17 protein-coding genes and 1 riboswitch are annotated in these 20,534 nt (G+C 42.3%); all 17 genes read left to right on the forward strand.

Going from position 1 to position 20,534, the window contains the following annotated elements; genetic code table 11:
* The first annotated feature begins 67 nt into the window (after window positions 1-67).
* Window positions 68-238: a hypothetical protein gene (locus tag PGY05_RS14790; RefSeq protein ID WP_022220670.1), complete on the forward strand. Its 171-nt coding sequence runs from the start codon at window positions 68-70 to the stop codon at window positions 236-238.
* Entirely contained in the window at window positions 210-935 is a 726-nt protein-coding gene (recO, locus tag PGY05_RS14795; RefSeq protein ID WP_172676492.1) for a DNA repair protein RecO, read from the forward strand. Before PGY05_RS14790 ends, recO begins: the two co-directional genes overlap by 29 nt.
* A 178-nt stretch (window positions 936-1,113) precedes the next feature.
* Window positions 1,114-2,505 (forward strand): glycine--tRNA ligase, encoded by a 1,392-nt coding sequence (locus PGY05_RS14800; protein WP_055157464.1) that lies wholly within the window; start codon window positions 1,114-1,116, stop codon window positions 2,503-2,505.
* A gap of 464 nt (window positions 2,506-2,969) precedes the next feature.
* Window positions 2,970-3,082: riboswitch (glycine riboswitch) on the forward strand.
* 264 nt (window positions 3,083-3,346) lie between these two features.
* A complete protein-coding gene (gene glyA / locus PGY05_RS14805) occupies window positions 3,347-4,594 on the forward strand; it encodes a serine hydroxymethyltransferase (protein WP_270476234.1) in 1,248 nt (415 codons plus the stop codon).
* 15 nt (window positions 4,595-4,609) lie between these two features.
* Window positions 4,610-5,698, forward strand: a complete 1,089-nt coding sequence (gene gcvT, locus PGY05_RS14810) for a glycine cleavage system aminomethyltransferase GcvT (RefSeq protein ID WP_055261253.1) — start codon at window positions 4,610-4,612, stop codon at window positions 5,696-5,698.
* 106 nt (window positions 5,699-5,804) lie between these two features.
* Window positions 5,805-6,182: a glycine cleavage system protein GcvH gene (gene gcvH, locus PGY05_RS14815; RefSeq protein ID WP_055157472.1), complete on the forward strand. Its 378-nt coding sequence runs from the start codon at window positions 5,805-5,807 to the stop codon at window positions 6,180-6,182.
* 24 nt (window positions 6,183-6,206) lie between these two features.
* The gene (gene gcvPA / locus PGY05_RS14820) at window positions 6,207-7,520 is read left to right on the forward strand and encodes an aminomethyl-transferring glycine dehydrogenase subunit GcvPA (RefSeq protein WP_118198824.1); all 1,314 of its coding nucleotides are present in this window, start codon (window positions 6,207-6,209) and stop codon (window positions 7,518-7,520) included.
* The gene (gcvPB, locus tag PGY05_RS14825; RefSeq protein ID WP_195368429.1) at window positions 7,520-8,950 is read left to right on the forward strand and encodes an aminomethyl-transferring glycine dehydrogenase subunit GcvPB; all 1,431 of its coding nucleotides are present in this window, start codon (window positions 7,520-7,522) and stop codon (window positions 8,948-8,950) included. The genes gcvPA and gcvPB overlap by 1 nt, the downstream gene beginning before the upstream one ends.
* Before the next feature lie 30 nt (window positions 8,951-8,980).
* Window positions 8,981-9,979, forward strand: a complete 999-nt coding sequence (locus PGY05_RS14830; RefSeq protein ID WP_008372051.1) for a lipoate--protein ligase — start codon at window positions 8,981-8,983, stop codon at window positions 9,977-9,979.
* A 14-nt stretch (window positions 9,980-9,993) separates the two neighbouring features.
* Window positions 9,994-11,397 (forward strand): dihydrolipoyl dehydrogenase, encoded by a 1,404-nt coding sequence (gene lpdA / locus PGY05_RS14835; RefSeq protein WP_270476235.1) that lies wholly within the window; start codon window positions 9,994-9,996, stop codon window positions 11,395-11,397.
* Between the two features lie 80 nt (window positions 11,398-11,477).
* Complete coding sequence (locus tag PGY05_RS14840; RefSeq protein ID WP_270476236.1) at window positions 11,478-12,803, forward strand: bifunctional folylpolyglutamate synthase/dihydrofolate synthase; 1,326 nt, start codon at window positions 11,478-11,480, stop codon at window positions 12,801-12,803.
* A complete protein-coding gene (folE, locus tag PGY05_RS14845) occupies window positions 12,797-13,351 on the forward strand; it encodes a GTP cyclohydrolase I FolE (protein ID WP_008372045.1) in 555 nt (184 codons plus the stop codon). Before PGY05_RS14840 ends, folE begins: the two co-directional genes overlap by 7 nt.
* Window positions 13,352-13,355: 4 nt before the next feature.
* Window positions 13,356-13,892, forward strand: coding sequence for an HD domain-containing protein (locus tag PGY05_RS14850; protein ID WP_270476237.1), 537 nt, complete (start codon window positions 13,356-13,358; stop codon window positions 13,890-13,892).
* Between the two features lie 16 nt (window positions 13,893-13,908).
* Window positions 13,909-14,718 (forward strand): dihydropteroate synthase, encoded by an 810-nt coding sequence (gene folP, locus PGY05_RS14855; protein WP_055246418.1) that lies wholly within the window; start codon window positions 13,909-13,911, stop codon window positions 14,716-14,718.
* A 13-nt stretch (window positions 14,719-14,731) separates the two neighbouring features.
* Window positions 14,732-15,553 (forward strand): 2-amino-4-hydroxy-6-hydroxymethyldihydropteridine diphosphokinase, encoded by an 822-nt coding sequence (gene folK, locus PGY05_RS14860; RefSeq protein WP_270476238.1) that lies wholly within the window; start codon window positions 14,732-14,734, stop codon window positions 15,551-15,553.
* 71 nt (window positions 15,554-15,624) lie between these two features.
* The gene (locus tag PGY05_RS14865; RefSeq protein ID WP_022220665.1) at window positions 15,625-17,025 is read left to right on the forward strand and encodes an aminopeptidase; all 1,401 of its coding nucleotides are present in this window, start codon (window positions 15,625-15,627) and stop codon (window positions 17,023-17,025) included.
* A gap of 344 nt (window positions 17,026-17,369) precedes the next feature.
* Window positions 17,370-20,006, forward strand: a complete 2,637-nt coding sequence (ppdK, locus tag PGY05_RS14870) for a pyruvate, phosphate dikinase (protein WP_008372032.1) — start codon at window positions 17,370-17,372, stop codon at window positions 20,004-20,006.
* The last annotated feature ends 528 nt before the right edge of the window (window positions 20,007-20,534 follow it).

The raw sequence follows: 20,534 nt of genomic DNA on the forward strand, positions 1-20,534 counted from the left end.
ATAGCATCTGAAAATATGGGAGAACCTAATCTTAAAAGGCATAAGAAAAAGATGAGGTGACCGAAGGATGAATCAGGAATACTGGGATCAGTTTGCAAGAACAGGACGGGTGGAGGATTATCTCTCCTACCGGGAAAAGGAAGTCTGCAAAGCGAAAACGGAGAAATACGGGGACAAATGCAGTGAATCAGTTAACAACAATGACAGGGATGATTCTGTCGGTAGCACCGATTGGTGAATATGATAAAAGAGTCGTGATCCTGACAAAAGAAAAAGGGAAAATATCAGCGTTTGCAAAAGGGGCGAGACGACCGAACAGTCCGCTTGCAGGGGCTTGTACACCTTGTAATTTCGGAAAATTCATGCTGTATGAAGGAAGAAATTCCAACACTCTCCAGTCGGCAGAGATCGAAAATTATTTTGCAGAGCTCCGCACGGATGTGGAAGCGGCATACTATGCATTTTATTTTCTCGAATTTGCAGATTTTTATACAAGGGAAGCCAATGACGAGCGGGAAATGCTGAAGCTTCTTTATCAGACGATGCGCGTGCTGACGAAAAAGATCATTCCATTTGAGCTGGTACGCTACATATTTGAACTGAAGGCACTCAGTGTCAGTGGGGAAGGACCGCAGGTATTTCAGTGTGTCAGATGCGGGAACAGGGAACGTCCTTGTGTGTTCAGTGTAAAGGAAGGTGGTTTGGTCTGCAGTGAATGCGGTCAGAATGTCTATGACGGAATGCGGCTGAATACGTCTACCCTTTATGCCATGCAGTTCATTGTCGGGACACCGGTGGAAAAGCTCTATACCTTTACCTTAAGCGATGAAGTTTTAAAGGAACTGGGAAAGCTAATGGGGCGTTATCTGGATGTATACGTGGCTCACAGATTCAAGTCGCTTGAGATTCTGGAGCAGCTCACAGGGCTGAAATAACCGGAAAATTGTATATTAGATTAGAAAATAAAGACAAATTTGGCGAAAATTAGCAGGATAAGCTTGCAAAACCTATATGCAATAGGTATAATAGGTGAATCAGAGAGGAATAAATGTTATCGCGATAAGTGGCGTTGTTCTTCTAACGAAAAATAAAAAGAATGCGAGGATTAGTGTTATGGTAGAAAAGACAATGGACAAAATTGTAGCTTTGGCAAAATCAAGAGGCTTTGTATATCCGGGGTCTGAAATCTACGGTGGGCTTGCAAATACATGGGATTATGGTAACCTGGGTGTTGAACTTAAGAACAACGTAAAGAGAGCATGGTGGAAGAAATTTATTCAGGAGAATCCGTACAATGTAGGTGTTGACTGTGCGATCCTGATGAATCCGCAGACATGGATCGCTTCCGGACATCTGGGAGGATTCAGTGATCCGCTGATGGACTGTAAGGAATGTCACGAACGTTTCCGTGCAGATAAGATCATTGAAGATTATGCACATGAGCATGGAATCGATATTCCGGACAGCATTGACGGATGGTCACATGAAGAGATGGAAGGATTTGTAAAAGAACACGAAGTTCCGTGTCCGACTTGTGGAAAGCACAATTTCACAGAGATCCGTGAATTTAACCTGATGTTCAAGACTTTCCAGGGGGTAACAGAAGATGCAAAGAACGTTGTTTACCTTCGTCCTGAGACTGCGCAGGGAATCTTCGTAAACTTTAAGAACGTACAGAGAACTTCAAGAAAGAAGCTTCCATTTGGTATTGGTCAGATCGGTAAATCATTCCGTAACGAGATTACACCGGGTAACTTTACATTCCGTACCCGTGAGTTTGAACAGATGGAACTTGAATTCTTCTGCAAACCGGATACAGACCTTGAATGGTTTGCTTACTGGAAGAAATTCTGTCTTGACTGGCTGTTCTCTCTTGGACTTAAGGATGAAGAAGTCCGTTACAGAGATCATGACAAAGAAGAGCTTTCTTTCTACAGCAAGGCTACAACAGACGTAGAATTCCTCTTCCCATTTGGATGGGGCGAGCTGTGGGGAATCGCAGACAGAACAGATTATGACCTGACACAGCATCAGAATGTATCAGGACAGGATCTGACTTACTTTGATGATGAGACCAATGAAAAATACATTCCATACGTTATCGAGCCATCACTTGGTGCTGACCGTGTGGTACTTGCGTTCCTTTGCGCAGCATATGATGAGGAAGAACTGGAAGACGGTTCTACACGTACCGTTATGCACTTCCATCCGGAACTTGCACCGGTTAAGATCGGTGTACTTCCGCTTTCCAAGAAGCTGAATGAAGGTGCTGAGAAAGTTTATGCAATGCTGAGCAAGTATTATAACTGTGAATTTGACGACAGAGGAAATATCGGTAAGAGATATCGTCGTCAGGATGAGATCGGAACACCGTTCTGCGTAACTTATGACTTCGATTCAGAAGAAGACGGAGCAGTTACTGTTCGTGACCGTGATACAATGCAGCAGGAAAGAATTAAAATTGAAGATCTCAAAGCATACTTTGAGAAAAAATTTGAGTGGTAGAGATTTGAAAAGATCCGGATTTCCCAGGTTTGGGAAGTCCGGATCTTTTTGTGCAAAAAAAGTTTGTTTGGGAGGTTGTGAGACAAATGGGACAAATATAAGTGTTCAAATTCCGTTGTGCCAACCATTCTGAGGAGCCTCTGAAAGCGAAAATTATGTCAGCAGAGGCTTCCATAATTTTTGAGTCTCCTCGCCATGGCACAACAATCGAATTTGAACACTTATATTTGTCCCATTTATCATTCAACTTTACTAGTGGAAACTATTTTGTGGCAGGGGAAATGCTGGCAAGTGTGAAAATAGACAAAGAAAATCGATGATATAGTTAAAAAATAGTCAATAAAAACAATGCCTATAGGAAAAAACTATTGAATATTCTGACAAATAATAAACAATAAAGAAAATTATTTAACGCTTGACTAATTGTAACGACAATTATATAATGGGATTAACGTTAAGGTTGGAAGATGAATATGTGAGATACTTGTTGTACAGACGGCGCGCACCGTTATTTAATGTATAGCATGAGCCGAAGGGGCAGGCAGAAACTCTCAGGCAAAAGGAACATATTCGGACAACACTCTGGAGAACAATATATATGTATTGTACCGAAGAAGTAGTCTGGACTATATAGCGCAAAAGTCCGGGTGATCTTTCAGGTGAACGGACAGAGGCAGACAAAAAAGATTTCAATGACGAAAACTTTTTTGCCTGTTTTTTTTGTACCCTAAAAAGGGGAATATTCAGAAAAATACAGATATAAACGATAAAATTCTGAATTAAGTACACCGGAAAGGGAGCGAAAAAGACCAGGTAGTTGGTTCTAAGGAGGTAAAAGAGAATGAACAGAATTGAAGATGTAACAAATTACATTACTGAATGTGATGAAGAAGTAGGGAAAGCGCTGCAGTTAGAACTTGGCCGTCAGCGTAGAAACCTTGAACTGATCGCATCAGAGAATATCGTAAGCCCGGCAGTTATGCTTGCGATGGGAACTGTACCGACAAACAAGTATGCAGAAGGTTATCCGGGAAAACGTTATTATGGCGGATGCGAGGATGTAGATATTCTTGAAAATCTTGCAATTGAACGTGCAAAGAAATTATTCGGATGTGACCATGTATGTGTACAGCCGCATTCAGGAGCAAATGCGAATACAGCTGTATATCAGGCGCTGATCAAACCAGGTGATACAGTTATGGGACTGAACCTGGCACACGGCGGACATCTTACACATGGTTCACCGGTAAACCTTTCCGGTATTCTTTACAATTTCATACCTTACAATGTCAATGATGACGGTGTTCTGGATTACGATGCAATCAGAAAGCTTGCACGTGAATGCAAACCAAAGATGATCGTAGCAGGAGCTTCGGCTTATCCAAGAGAGATCCGTTTTGATATTTTTGCAGATATCGCAAAAGAAGTTGGAGCTTATCTTTTCGTAGATATGGCACACATTGCAGGTCTTGTTGCAGCAGGACTTCACCAGAGCCCGGTTCCTTATGCTGATGTAGTTACAACAACAACACATAAGACACTCAGAGGACCTCGTGGTGGAATGATCATGTGCAAAGAAGAATATGCAAAAGCGATCAACAAAGCAATCTTCCCGGGAACACAGGGCGGACCTCTGATGCACATTATCGCAGCAAAAGCTGTATGCTTCGGAGAAGCATTAAAACCGGAATTCAAAACCTATCAGGAACAGGTTGTCAAGAATGCAAAAGCACTTGCAGAAGCCATGGTTGAAGAAGGATTCAACCTTGTCAGTGGTGGAACAGACAACCATCTGATTCTGGTAGATCTTCAGAACATGAACATCACAGGAAAAGAACTTCAGAACAGACTGGATGAAGTTTACATCACAGTTAATAAGAATGCAGTTCCGAATGATCCTGCAAGTCCGTTTGTGACCAGTGGAGTTCGTATCGGAACACCGGCTGTTACAACAAGAGGTCTGAAAGAAGAAGATATGAAGACCATCGCAAAACTGATCAAGATGACGATTACAGACTTTGATACCAAAGCAGATGAAATCCGTGCCGAAGTTACAAAGATCTGCGATAAATATCCACTTTATGAATAACAGGAGGAAGAAATAATGGAATTAAAAACACCCCTTTATGACGCTCATGTAAAAGCAGGTGGAAAGATCGTGCCGTTTGCCGGATACCTTCTTCCGGTTCAGTATGAGACAGGCGTGATCAAAGAGCATATGGCAGTACGTACACAGGCAGGACTTTTTGATGTATCTCATATGGGCGAAATCCTTTGTGAAGGAAAAGATGCTCTTGTCAATCTGCAGCACATCCTTACAAACGATTTTACAAATATGGTAGACGGACAGGCAAGATACAGCCCGATGTGTAACGAGAACGGTGGAACTGTAGATGACCTGATCGTATACAAAAGATCAGATGATCACTATTTTATCGTAGTAAATGCAGCAAACAAGGATAAGGATTATCAGTGGATGCTCGCACATCAGTCAGGAGAGGTTACATTTACAGATGTATCCGACCAGTATGGACAGATCGCTCTTCAGGGACCGAAGGCGATGGAAATCTTAAGAAAACTTACAACAGAAGAAAATATTCCAAAGAAATATTATCATGCAGTATTTGGAGCAGAAGTTGCCGGAATGTCTTGCATCGTATCCAAGACAGGATATACCGGTGAAGATGGTGTAGAGATCTACCTGGCAAGTGATCTGGCAGAAAAGATGTGGGAGACACTTCTTGAAGCAGGAAAAGAAGAGGGACTAATCCCTTGTGGACTTGGTGCTCGTGATACACTTCGTATGGAAGCTGCAATGCCTCTTTACGGACATGAGATGGATGATGAAGTATCACCTCTTGAAACAGGTCTGAACTTCGGTGTTAAGATGAAGAAAGACGAATTCATCGGAAAGAAAGCCATAGAAGACAGAGGAACACCAAAGATCGAAAGAATTGGTCTTAAAGTAACAGGAAGAGGAATCATCCGTGAACATCAGGATCTGTATGCTGGAGATCAGAAGATCGGACATACAACATCCGGAACGCATTGCCCTTATCTTGGATATCCGATCGCCATGGCACTTGTTGATGCCGGAAGCGTAGCAATTGGCGACAAGGTAGAAGCAGATGTACGTGGAAGAAGAGTGGAAGCAGAAGTTGTGCAGCTTCCGTTCTATAAGAGAGCAAAATAAAAGAAAATAATAACGAAAATAGATTAACAGTCCGGTCGCAGAAAAAAGCGATAGAGAGTGTTTGGAAAAGGTGACCGGCAGTTGAAAAGAAAAGGAGATTAAAATCATGGAAGTAAGAGCAGAATTAAAATATACAAAATCACACGAATGGGTAAAAGAAGAAGGTGGAGTCTGGACAATTGGACTTACGGATTATGCACAGTCAGCACTTGGTGATCTCGTATTCGTAAATCTTCCGGAAGCTGGAGACAGTGTAGAAGCCGGAGAAGTATTTGGAGATGTTGAATCTGTAAAAGCGGTATCAGATGTATACTCACCGGTAACAGGAGAAGTTGAAGAAATCAACGAAGAACTTCTTGACGCACCAGAAAAGATCAATGGCGCTCCGTATGATGCATGGTTCATCAAAGTAAAAGATGTATCGGGAACAGAGGAACTTCTTTCAGCAGAAGAATATGAGGCATTTGCAGCAAGCGAAGAATAATCAGGGAAAGGCGGTGGACCATTTATGGGAAGCTATGTACCGAATACAAAAGAACAGCGTCAGGAAATGCTGAAAGAAATCGGGTTTCAGACAATTGATGATTTGTTCGCACACATTCCGGCAGAAGTAAAGATCCAGGGCGGTCTTAATATTCCGGAAGGAAAAACAGAATTAGAAGTACGTCGTGATATGGAAAATATTGCTGCAAAGAATCAGGTCTTTAAGACGATTTTCCGCGGCGCAGGCGCTTACCGGCATTTTATTCCGGCAACAGTAAAGAGCGTGATTTCAAAAGAAAATTTATTAACTGCATATACTCCTTATCAGGCAGAGATCAGCCAGGGAATCCTGCAGTCGATCTTTGAATATCAGACCATGATCTGTGATCTGACAGGAATGGATATTTCCAATGCCTGCGTATATGATGGTGCAGAAGCATCCGCAGAAGGTGTGGCAATGTGCCGTGACAGAAAACGCAGCAAAGCACTTGTTTCAGCTACCGTGAATCCATATGTTCTTGAAACAATCAAAACATACTGCTTCGGTAATGAAATGGAAATAGAAGTAATTCCGGAAAAAGACGGACTTACAGATATGGAATATCTGAAAGAACATGTAGATGCACAGACAGCATGTGTACTGATCCAACATCCGAACTATTACGGTAATCTGGAAGAAGCAGCCGAGATTGGTGAGATCACACATGGAGCTGGTGCGAAATATGTGATGAATGTCAATCCGATTTCTCTCGGTGTAGTAAAGACACCGGCAGAATATGGAGCTGATGTGGCAGTTGGCGAAGGACAGCCACTTGGACTTTCTATTGCATTCGGTGGACCATATCTTGGATTTATGGCTGCAACACAGAAGATGATGAGAAATCTTCCGGGACGTATCGTTGGACAGACAGAAGACCACAATGGAAAGAAAGGTTATGTACTTACTCTTCAGGCAAGAGAACAGCATATCCGTCGTGAAAAAGCATCCAGCAATATTTGCTCAAACCAGGCACTCTGCGCACTAGCAGTAGGCGTTTATCTGGCAACAATGGGCAATGAAGGGATTAAGAAAGCAGCAACACTTTCAACTTCAAAAGCACATTATCTTTCAGCAGAACTTGCAAAAGTTGGATATCAGACCGAGAACAAAGGAGAATTTTTCCATGAATTCGTAACTGTATCCGATGTTCCGGCCGCAAAAGCACTTGCAGCACTTGAGGAAAAAGGAATCCTTGGAGGATTTCCGCTTGACGAACACAGAATTCTGTGGTGCTGTACAGAAGTGAATACCAAAGAAGAGATGGACGCAGTTGTTCAGATTCTGAAGGAGGTGCAGTAATGTTAATATTTGAAAAAAGCAGACCTGGAAGAGGTTGCGATTTACTGCCAGAATGCGATGTAGAAGTAACACTTCCACAGGAAAAAGATAAAAGAGAGAAAAAACTTCATCTGCCAGAGCTTTCTGAAATTGAACTGAGCAGACATTATACAGAACTTGCAAAGAAATCACATGGTGTGAATGATGGTTTTTATCCACTCGGATCTTGTACAATGAAATATAATCCGAAGATCAATGAAGATATGGCAGCACTTCCGGGATTCACAGAGATCCATCCACTGCAGCCGATACATACGGTACAGGGATGCCTGGAAGTCATCAAAGAATCTGAAAATCTTCTCTGCGAGATCACAGGTATGGATCGTATGACATTCCAGCCGGCAGCCGGTGCTCACGGAGAATTTACAGGACTTCTTCTGATCAAAGCATATCATAAGAGCCGTGGAGACGAAAAGAGAAAGAAAATTATTGTTCCGGATTCTGCACATGGAACCAACCCGGCAAGTGCGGCAATGGCAGGATTCCAGGTAGTCAGCATTGAATCTGCACCGGATGGTGGTGTTGATCTTGAAAAATTACAGGAAGTATGCGGAGAGGATACAGCAGGACTTATGCTTACCAATCCAAATACGGTAGGACTTTTTGATAAGAATATTTTGAAGATCACGGAGATCGTTCATAACTGTGGCGGACTTTGCTACTATGATGGAGCAAACTTAAATGCAGTTATGGGAACTGTTCGCCCTGGAGATATGGGATTTGATGTGATCCATCTGAATCTTCACAAAACATTCTCAACTCCGCACGGTGGCGGTGGTCCTGGAAGCGGACCTGTTGGATGCAAGAGCATGCTGGTTCCGTTCCTTCCGTCTTATGTAGTAGATGGGGAAGAAGAACTGAAATTTGTAAAAGAACCACAGAGCATCGGTGAGATGAAGAGCTTCTATGGAAACTTTACAGTCATCGTAAAAGCACTTACTTATGTGAAGACACTGGGACGCGAAGGTATTCCGGAAGCGAGCCAGAATGCAGTTCTGAATGCAAATTACATGATGAACAAACTGAAAGACCTTTATACAATGGCGTATGACGAGGTATGTATGCATGAATTCGTAATGAGTCTTGCAGATTTGAAAAAGAAAACAGGAATTTCTGCAATGGATATTGCAAAAGGACTTCTTGATAACGGTATCCATCCACCGACAATGTACTTCCCGCTGATCGTTGAGGAAGCACTGATGGTAGAGCCGACAGAGACAGAGTCCAAAGAAACTCTGGATGAAGCAGTAGAAGTATTACGCAAACTGTATGAAATCGCAGAAACAGATGCCGAACAGCTTCATCAGGCTCCTGTTACAACACCGGTTACAAGAATGGATGAGGTTGGAGCAGCAAGACATCCATATCTGCGATACGAATGGCAGGACTAATAAGTTATAGCTTAAAGCGAGGGAAAAACTATGATTGAAAAGATTACTTATATTGAAAGCAATCAGTTCAGTCCATATAGAAATCTTGCAGTGGAGGAGTATTTGCTCCTCCACTGCGAGGATAAAGAATGTATTCTTTATCTGTGGCAGAATCAGAATACAGTTGTTATCGGACGGAATCAAAATGCTTGGAAAGAATGTAGAACAACAAAGCTTGAAGAAGAAGGTGGTCATCTTGCCAGACGCCTGTCAGGTGGCGGAGCTGTGTACCATGATCTGGGAAATATGAACTTCACATTTCTGATCAATAAAGAAGAATATAATCTGGACCGGCAGCTTCAGGTAATCATAGGAGCGATGGAGATCCTTGGATTGAAGGCTGAAAAATCCGGGCGTAACGATATCCTGATCGATGGAAAGAAATTCTCAGGAAATGCGTTTTATGAGCAGGAAAAGCATTGCTATCATCATGGCACGATCATGGTAGGAGTAAATATGGAAACCTTATCCAGATATCTGACTGTATCAAAGGATAAACTGAAATCAAAGGGGGTTGATTCGGTAAAATCCAGAGTGACAAATTTAAGAGATTATCTTCCGGAGCTTACAATGGAAGAACTGAAGGTGGCACTTAAACAGTCATTTGAAAAGGTATACGGATTAAAGGTACGTGATAAAAAAATAGAAGACCTTGATACCGGAGTAATTGCAGAAAGAGAGAAATTTTTCTCTTCATGGAACTGGCTTTATGGCAGAAAAATTGATTTTCAGTATGAGCTTTCCCACCGTTTTGGATGGGGAGGGATTACACTTCAGTTTGCAGTAGAATCAGGAAAGATCAAGGATGCAATTGCATGGTCGGATGCACTGAATCCGGATTTCATACATACACTTCCGAAGTATCTGAAAGGATTGAAGTACAGAAAGGAAAGTATCTGTACGGAATTGGGGCTTTTCTGGTCAGATGATCCACAGGAAGAAGAGATGATGAAAGACATTATCGAATGGATTCGGGGCGAGGAACTGTAGGAGGATGAAATAAAATGAGTGAGAAGTTTGATGTAGTAGTAATTGGAGCCGGTCCGGGAGGATATGTGGCAGCAATCAAATCTGCGAAGCTTGGAATGAAGACCGCAGTGATCGAGGAGAGAGAAGTCGGCGGAACGTGCCTGAACAGGGGATGTATTCCGGCAAAAGCAATGATTCATGCATCGACATTATATCGTGAAATCAAAGAAGCGGATCGTTTCGGAATTTCAGCATCAGATGTTACTTATGATTTTGAAAAAATACTGGAATATAAGGAGCAGACAACCGGACAGCTTGTTCAGGGAGTAGAACAGCTTCTGCAGGCAAATGGCGTAACAAGATATTATGGAAAAGGCACACTTTTTGAGGGGAAAAAAGTTAAGATTACAGGAAATGAAGAACAGTCTGTCGAAGCAGAGAATGTCATTCTGGCTTCTGGTTCCAAACCACTGATTCTTCCGATTCCGGGAATGGATCTTCCGAGAGTTCTGACAAGTGATGAACTTTTTAAGCTGAGAGAAGTTCCGAAGAGTCTGGTTATCATCGGTGGTGGTGTGATCAGTGTAGAATTTGCAACCGTGTATTCCGCACTTGGATCTAAGGTTACCATTCTTGAAGCAATGCCGCGCCTGGTTCCAAATATGGATAAAGAGATCGCACAAAATCTGAAACTGATCCTGAAGAAACGTGGCGTAGAAAGCCATACATCAGCAGCAGTACAGGGTGTGCATATGGAAGGGGATACTTGTGTATGTACCTTCGTTGAAAAAGAAAAAGAACAGACTGTAGAAGCAGAATATGTTCTGTGTGCAGTCGGAAGATGCCCGAATACCGACGGATTATTTGCAGAAGGTGCTGCTCCGGATATGGAAAGAGGACGTGTTCTTGTAAATGATAAATTCGAAAGCAGTATTCCGGGAGTCTATGCGATCGGTGATCTGATCTTTGGCGCACAGCTTGCCCATGCAGCAAGTGCACAGGGAATCGTTGTTGCAGAACAGCTGGCGGGAAAAGAACCTTCTGTGAATCTGGATGTGGTTCCGGGATGTGTTTATACAGATCCGGAAATCGCATCAGCAGGTATTACAGAAGATGCAGCCAAAGAACAGGGAATCAAAGTGAAGACTGGAAAATTTATCATGAGTGCCAATGGTAAATCGCTTATTACAAAAGAAGAAAGAGGATTTATCAAGATTGTGGCAGATGAAGAGACAGATGTGATTCTCGGAGCACAGATGATGTGTGCAAGAGCTACAGACATGATTGGTGAATTTGTAACTGCGATTGCAAATAAAATGACGGTTGCACAGCTTTTAAAGGGAATGCGTGCACATCCGACGTATAACGAAGGAATCGGAGAAGCCCTGGAAGAAGCAGAGGGTGGAGCGATCCACGTTGTACCAAAGAAAAAGAAATAGAACTGTACAGCAGTAAAGGAATATGATAAAATATTCAGATATCAGCATATGCTGAAAAGTACAAAAAGGAAAATTAAATCATGTTATACGAAGAAGCAAGGGTATATTTGGATCATGTATCGAAATACGGAAGTGTACTTGGCTTAGATAGTATAAAGAGCTTATTGGGTGAGCTTGGGAATCCGCAGAAAGATTTGAAATTTATACATATAGCCGGGACTAATGGAAAAGGATCGATTCTCGCCGGACTCTCCGGTATCCTGCAGCAGGCAGGATACCGGACCGGAAGATACTGTTCTCCGACCGTGATGGGATATATGGAACGATTTCAGGTTGATGGCCAATGGATGGCGGAGGACGAGCTCGCCCCTTTTGTATCTCAGGTGAAAGAGGCAGCAGAAAAAGTAGAAGAAAAAACGGATCTCACCGTAACTGTTTTCGAGATAGAAACAGCGATCGCATTTCTCTATTTCAGAGAAAAACAGTGTGATTATGTCGTTCTGGAAGCCGGGATGGGTGGGCTTCTTGATGCGACAAATGTAATAGATACAACTGTTTTGAGCATTTTTGCATCGATCAGTATGGATCATATCGGAGTGCTGGGAAACACATTAGAAGAGATAGCAGAAAATAAAGCCGGAATTATAAAACCATCATGTCTGGCAGTTGTCACGTCGCCACAGCAGATGTCTGTGATCGATATCCTCCAGAAAAAGGCCGGAGAGTGTGGATGCCGGTTTGTGGTTTCGCATCCGGAAAAGGCTGTGATTTCTGAAGAAACGATGGATGGACAGATTTTCTCTTATGGAGAATATAAAGATATCCGTCTTCGCCTGGCTGGCAGATATCAGATTGACAATGCGGCGACAGTATTGGAAGCTGTGGATGCGTTAAGAAGGAGCGGTGTCCCGATTCCGGAAGAGGCTGTAAGAAAGGGATTTGTGAAAGTGACATGGCCTGGACGGTTTCAGGTACTTGAAAAAGAACCGACCGTGATCGCCGACGGAGCGCATAACAGGGATGCCGCAAGAAGACTTGCGGAAAATGTGAGAACCTATCTGACGGACAGAAAGATTGTCGGTGTGATGGGGGTTTTTAAAGATAAAGAATATGAACAAATCGCAGAGATCATGGCTCCGTATCTTTCAAAGGTGTATACGATCGATCTTCCAAATGGGGAGAGGAATCTGGGAAAAGAGAGATTATGTGAAGTATTAAAGGCCAAGAACGTACAGTCAGAACCGGCAGAGAACATTGCAGATGCGCTTGAAAAAGCAAAAGCAGAATGTGGGAAAGAAGATGTTGTTCTGGTGTTTGGTTCCTTATCTTATCTGGGAGAAGTGATAAGACTTGAACGGGAAACAAACGTGTTTGAAAGGAAAAAGGAAGAGAGAACATTATGGTAGATCATAAAAAAGTAGAACAGGCAATCCGTCTTTTACTGGAAGGAATCGGTGAAGATCCGGATAGGGAAGGACTGGCTGAGACACCGGACCGGATTGCAAGAATGTATGAAGAAATCTGTGGTGGAATGAATGAGGATGCAGCGGAACACCTGAAAAAGACATTTACAGCAGAAAACAATGAGATGGTTGTGGAAAAAGATATTACGTTTTATTCCATGTGTGAACATCATATGCTGCCATTTTACGGAAAGGTTCATATTGCCTATATTCCGGATGGAAAGGTAGTGGGACTTAGCAAGCTTGCACGGACTGTGGAAGTGTTTGCCAGAAGACTTCAGCTACAGGAGCAGATGACAGCACAGATTGCGGATGCCCTGATGGAGAACCTTCATCCAAAGGGAGTAATGGTACTTGCTGAGGCAGAGCATATGTGTATGACCATGCGTGGAATCAAGAAGCCGGGAAGCAAGACGGTCAGTGTTGTTACAAGAGGTGCATTTGAAGAAAATGAAAAGCTGCAGAACATGTTTTTCCGTATGATAGGTTAGTGCGATGGAAATAAAACGAAAACTGGAAGAGCAGAGGAGCATGCAGAGAATCTGGAAAATATATGAGCATCCTCTTTTTATAGAAGGACTGGTAAAGAATAAAGATGCAGAAAAGGAAAGAATATTCTGCCATCATGATATGAACCATTTTCTGGACGTGGCACGTCTGATGTATATTTTTTCGATGGAGCGTGGATATGCCTTTGGAAAAGAAGCGATTTATGCGACGGCATTACTTCATGATATCGGGAAATGGCAGCAATATAAGGCGGGAGTTCCCCATGAGATAGCGAGTGCTGAAATTGCAAAAAGGATTCTGGAAGAGACTGGATTTACAAAGGAGGAGTCGGAAAGGATTCTTTTTGCAATTTTAAGTCACCGGGGCAATGCAGAAGAGACAGAAAATGCAGGGCAGGATAAGTGGCAGCTTGCAGAAATCCTTTATGATGCAGATAAGATTTCCCGTGCGTGTTATACGTGTCCGGCTGAGAAGGACTGTAACTGGAGCGGAGAAAAGAAGAATCAGAAAATCATCTGGTAGAAAACGAGGAAACAAAATGAAAATTGGGAATAAAGAATTTGACACAGCAAACCATACTTATATTATGGGAATCCTGAATGTGACACCGGATTCTTTTTCGGACGGGGGAAAGTGGAACGGTTATGATGCGGCAATGCGTCATGCAGAAGAGCTTTTAGAAGGCGGAACCGATATCCTGGATATCGGAGGAGAGTCCACAAGACCAGGACACCAGCAGATTACGTCAGAAGAAGAAATTACAAGAACTGCGCCGGTTATCGAGGCTGTTAAAAAGAATTTTGATGTGCCGGTTTCGATTGATACTTATAAGAGTGATGTGGCAGAGGCAGCACTTCAGGCAGGGGCAGATCTGGTAAATGATATCTGGGGATTCCAGTACGATGAAAAGATGGCAGGTCTTGTGAAAAAATATGATGCGGCATGCTGTCTGATGCATAATAAAAATGATGCGGTGTACAAGAATTTCCTGAAGGATATGTATGCAGAACTGCAGAAGTGTGTAGATACAGCGAAAGCGGCTGGGATTGGAGATGACCGGATCATGCTGGATCCGGGGGTTGGATTTGGAAAGACCTACGAGATGAACCTGGATGTGATGAAGCATCTGGATCTTTTTAACGGACTTGGATATCCGATGCTTCTTGGAACTTCCAGAAAATCCATGATCGGTCTGACACTGGATCTGCCGGTAACAGAAAGAGAAGAAGGAACTCTTGTCACAACCGTGATGGCAGTACAGAGTCATTATGGATTTGTGCGTGTTCATGATGCTGAGAAAAACCGCAGAGCGATCAAGATGACAGAAGTGATTCTGGCAAGAGAGTAAGCAGGAGAAAAAGATGGATCAGATAAAAATTGAAAACCTGGAAATATTTGCAAATCATGGGGTGTATCCGGAAGAAAACAGACTGGGACAGAAGTTTCTGGTTTCCTGCATTTTATATGTGGATACACGCAAGGCGGGAAAAACGGATGACTTGGAAGCGTCTGTGAATTACGGAACCATTTCCCATCTGATAAAAGAAAAGATGGAAGAGAAGAATTACAGGCTGATCGAAGCAGTAGCAGAGCAGCTTGCAGAAGAGATCTTATTATTTGATGAGAAGATCCGGAAAGTCATGGTGGAAGTAAAGAAACCATGGGCACCGGTAGGACTGCCGCTTGAGACGGTTTCCGTGAAGATTGAACGTTGCTGGAATGAAGCGTTTATCGCACTCGGATCGAATATGGGTGACAAGAAAAAATACATTGAGAATGCGGTAGAAGAGCTGAAAAATGAAAAACTTTGCAGAGTCATGAAGGTATCGAAACTGATCGGAACCGAGCCATATGGCGTGACGGATCAGGATGAATTCCTGAACGGGGCACTGAAAATGGAAACACTGCTTACCCCGCATGAGCTTCTGGAGCTGTTACACCGAATTGAGCAGGAAGCCGGAAGAAAGCGGATCCGCAGATGGGGACCGAGAACACTGGATCTGGACATCATTTTCTATGGGGATCAGATCATTGAAGAGGATGATTTATGTATACCACATATTGATATGCAGAACAGGGAATTTGTGCTTAGACCAATGTGTGAGATCGCACCGCATAAACGGCATCCGGTTTTGAAGGAAACGATGACGGAAATGCTTGTAAAGTTAAAGGGTAATAATTGACTTCTTATCGGGAGAGGGTTATACTGAAAGCATTGTGGGGAATCCCAACTGAATTGAAGAGAGGTATAGAAATGGAAGAAAAAAAGAATCTCTGGAGCTCTTATGATGAAGCTGCCAAAAAAGAACTTCATGAAATCAATGAAAAGTACAAAGCTTGCCTGGATGCCGGAAAGACAGAGCGTGAATGCGTAAAGCTTGCGGTTGAGATGGCGAAAGAAGCAGGATATCAGGATATCAAAGATGTTCTGAAAGAAGGAAAGAGCCTGAAAGCAGGAGATAAAGTATATGCGGTATGCATGGAAAAAATGCTTGCCATGTTCCGTATGGGCGAAGAACCGCTTTCAAACGGTATGAATATCCTTGGAGCTCATATCGATTCACCACGTATTGATGTGAAACAGAATCCATTATATGAAAGTGAAGGAATGGCTTATCTGGATACACATTATTATGGTGGAATCAAAAAATACCAGTGGGTAACAGGACCGATGGCACTTCATGGTGTTGTTGCGAAAAAAGATGGAAGCGTAGAAGAGATCAGCATTGGGGAAAAAGAGTCTGATCCGGTATTTGTTATTACAGACCTTCTTGTTCATCTTGCAGCAAACCAGATGTCAAAGAAAGCAAGTGAAGTGATCGAAGGAGAAAAGCTGGATCTTCTGATTGGAAACAGTCCACTTGATAAAGCGGAGGGACTTGATGAAGAAGAAAAAGAAACGATCAAGGCTAACGTACTTCATATTTTAAAAGAGAACTATGGAATCGAAGAAGAGGATTTTGCATCGGCTGAGCTGGAAATTGTTCCGGCCGGAAAGGCAAGAGACTGTGGATTTGACCGCAGCATGATCCTTTCTTATGGACAGGATGACAGAGTCTGCGCATTTACTTCTCTGTTCGCTATGCTGGATGTGGAAAATGCAAAGCGTACAGGATGCTGTCTGTTAGTAGATAAAGAAGAGATCGGAAGCGTCGGAGCAACTGGAATGCATTCTCGTTTCTTTGAAAATACAGTTGCAGAGCTTGTTGCACTTACAGAAGGTGAATCTGAACTGAAGGTACGCCGTGCACTTGCTAATTCAAGAATGCTTTCTTCTGACGTAAGTGCTGCTTATGATCCGATGTTTGCAGAAGCATTTGAAAAGAGAAGTGCCGCTTTCTTTACAAAGGGACTTGCATTCAACAAGTTTACAGGAAGCCGCGGAAAGAGCGGATCCAATGATGCAAATGCAGAATATCTTGCAAGACTGCGCAAGGTGATGGACGATGCAGGCGTTACTTACCAGTTCGCAGAACTTGGTAAAGTCGATGTAGGCGGCGGCGGAACCATTGCATATATTATGGCAAATTATGGTATGGAAGTGATCGACAGCGGTGTTGCTGTACTTTCTATGCATGCACCTTATGAGGTCAGCAGCAAAGCTGATGTGTATGAAGCAGTAAAGGGATACAGAGCATTTCTTCTGAATATGTAAGAGATGAAAAGAACTCAGGCAAAACAATGGATACAGTCCGGTTTTGCCTGAGTTTTTTCTGATAATAACAAAATTTATAGTATATAAAAGAAATTTAATTACGGAGATTTTTTTTATAGAAGAAATCACTTGAAGAAATTGAACTCTTCGATAAATTCACTTTTTTGTACGAAAAAAAGTGCATAAGGGTTGACTATCACAGTTAAAACATTTACAATATTAGTGCGGTAAAATCCGTTTTTTAAGGGCGATATAAGATATGAAAAGAGCAGACAGTTACCAGTCTGACTGTGATTTTCAAGTTTTATATATATCAATTACCAATAACGAGGAGGAATTGTAAAATGGCAACAAAATGGGTTTACATGTTTACAGAAGGTAATGCCGATATGAGAAACCTGCTTGGTGGAAAAGGCGCTAACCTTGCTGAAATGACAAACTTAGGTCTTCCAGTGCCACAGGGCTTCACAATCACAACAGAAGCTTGTACTCAGTATTATGAGGACGGAAGACAGATCAATGAAGAAATCATGGCTCAGATCATGGAAGCTATTACAAAGATGGAAGGAATCACAGGAAAGAAATTCGGTGATAAAGAGAATCCACTTCTTGTTTCCGTTCGTTCTGGTGCAAGAGCATCTATGCCTGGTATGATGGATACAATCCTGAACCTTGGTCTTAACGAAGACGTTGTCAATGTACTTGCTGAAAAATCAGGCAACCCACGTTGGGCTTGGGACTGCTACAGAAGATTTATTCAGATGTACTCTGACGTAGTTATGGAAGTAGGTAAAAAATACTTCGAAGAACTGATCGACAAGATGAAAGCTGAAAGAGGCGTTAAACAGGACGTTGAACTTACAGCAGAAGATCTTCACGAATTAGCTAACCAGTTCAAGGCAGAATATAAAGAAAAAATCGGTGCTGAATTCCCGACAGATCCAAAGGAACAGTTAATGGGAGCTATCAAAGCCGTATTCCGTTCATGGGACAACCCGAGAGCAAATGTATATCGTCGTGACAACGATATCCCGTATTCATGGGGAACTGCTGTTAACGTACAGATGATGGCATTTGGTAACATGGGTGATGACTGTGGTACAGGTGTTGCATTTACACGTGACCCAGCTACAGGAAATAACGGACTGTTCGGAGAATTCCTTACAAATGCTCAGGGAGAAGACGTAGTTGCAGGTGTTCGTACACCAATGCACATTTCAGAAATGGAACAGAAATTCCCAGAAGCATTCAAACAGTTCAAAGAAGTATGCAAGACTCTGGAAACACATTACAGAGATATGCAGGATATGGAGTTTACTGTAGAACATGGTAAACTGTACATGCTTCAGACACGTAATGGTAAGAGAACAGCTCAGGCTGCTCTTAAGATTGCTTGCGATCTCGTTGATGAAGGAATGAGAACCGAAGAAGAAGCAGTTGCTATGATCGATCCTCGTAACCTTGATACACTGCTTCATCCACAGTTCGATGCAGCTGCACTGAAAGCTGCTGTACCGATGGCTAAAGCACTTGGAGCATCTCCAGGAGCTGCTTGTGGTAAGATCGTCTTCACAGCTGATGATGCTGTAGAATGGGCTGCAAGAGGAGAAAAAGTTGTTCTTGTACGTCTTGAAACATCACCGGAAGATATCACAGGTATGAAGTCTGCTCAGGGTATCCTGACAGTTCGTGGTGGTATGACATCACACGCAGCCGTTGTTGCACGTGGTATGGGAACATGCTGTGTATCTGGTTGTGGTGACATCAACATGGATGAAGAAAACAAGAAATTCACACTTGGTGGAAAAGAATACCATGAAGGAGATGCAATCTCTCTTGATGGATCTACAGGTAACATTTATGACGGAATCATCCCGACTGTAGACGCTACAATCGCAGGTGAATTCGGAAGAATCATGGGATGGGCTGACAAGTACAGAACTATGAAAGTTCGTACAAATGCTGATACACCAGCTGATGCTAAGAAAGCCCGCGAACTTGGTGCTGAAGGTATCGGACTTTGCCGTACAGAGCATATGTTCTTCGAAGGCAACAGAATTGATGCATTCCGTGAAATGATCTGCTCTGAAACAGTAGAAGAAAGAGAAGCTGCACTTGCTAAGATCCTTCCGGAACAGCAGGGAGACTTCGAAAAACTTTATGAAGCACTGGAAGGAAATCCGGTTACTATCCGTTTCCTTGATCCACCGCTTCACGAATTCGTTCCAACAGAAGAAGAAGATATCAAGAAACTTGCTGATGCACAGGGCAAATCTGTTGACCAGATCAAAGCAATCATCAGCTCTCTGCACGAATTCAACCCAATGATGGGACATCGTGGATGCCGTCTTGCTGTAACTTATCCGGAAATCGCTAAGATGCAGACAAGCGCAGTTATCCGTGCTGCTATCAATGTTAAGAAAGCTCATCCGGATTGGAATGTTAAACCGGAAATCATGATCCCGCTGGTTGGCGATATCAAAGAGCTTAAATATGTTAAGAAGTTTGTAGTAGAAACAGCTGACGCTGAAATCGCTGCTGCAGGAAGCGACCTTGAGTACGAAGTTGGTACAATGATCGAAATTCCTAGAGCTGCTCTTACAGCTGATGACATTGCAAAAGAAGCTGACTTCTTCTGCTTCGGTACAAACGACCTTACACAGATGACATACGGATTCTCACGTGATGATGCTGGTAAGTTCCTTGAAGCTTACTATGACGCTAAGATCTTCGAGAACGATCCATTTGCTAAACTTGACCAGACAGGTGTTGGTAAGCTTATGAAGATGGCTATCGAACTCGGAAAACCGGTTAATCCGAAACTTCACGTTGGTATCTGTGGAGAACATGGTGGAGATCCAAGCTCTGTAGAATTCTGCAACAGCATTGGTCTTGATTATGTATCTTGCTCACCATTCCGTGTACCGATCGCTCGTCTGGCTGCTGCTCAGGCTGCAATCGCTCAGAAGAATGCAAAATAAGCATATTGCGTATAGCAAGAAATAAATAATAAGAGGGCGTGTGAAAAAACCTTTCGTTTTTTCACACGCTCTCTTATTTTATCTAGTTATAGATTAGAAATATTAAATTATGATTAAAATGAAAATTTTACTGTTCTTTTCAGAATATATATGATACACTGAATCCACCAAATCAAAAAATCTTTTATCAAATCATTTTTGCAAAGAGTAAATTGATTGCAAATTATTACAAGCTAAAACAAATCAAGACAGTCTAATTAAATAGGTTGATTATAATTCCAAAAAAAATGAAAATAAATCAAGAAGTTTCCAGAAATGGATTGATTATAATTCCTGAAAATGAAAATAAATCAAGATAATTTCAGAAATAGATTGATTGCATACCGGAAAAATGAAAATAAATCAAGAAGATGATGTAAATAAATTGATTGTATTCTAAAAAACTCAAAGAAAATCAAAAAGATTACAGTATAATGGACCCTATAGTGTGGACATGAAACTTAGATAATTAGGTCAATTCCTTAGAGT

It is taken from the genome of Coprococcus sp. AF51-11b1, from assembly GCF_027682785.1.
Taxonomy (GTDB): domain Bacteria; phylum Bacillota; class Clostridia; order Lachnospirales; family Lachnospiraceae; genus Allocoprococcus; species Allocoprococcus comes.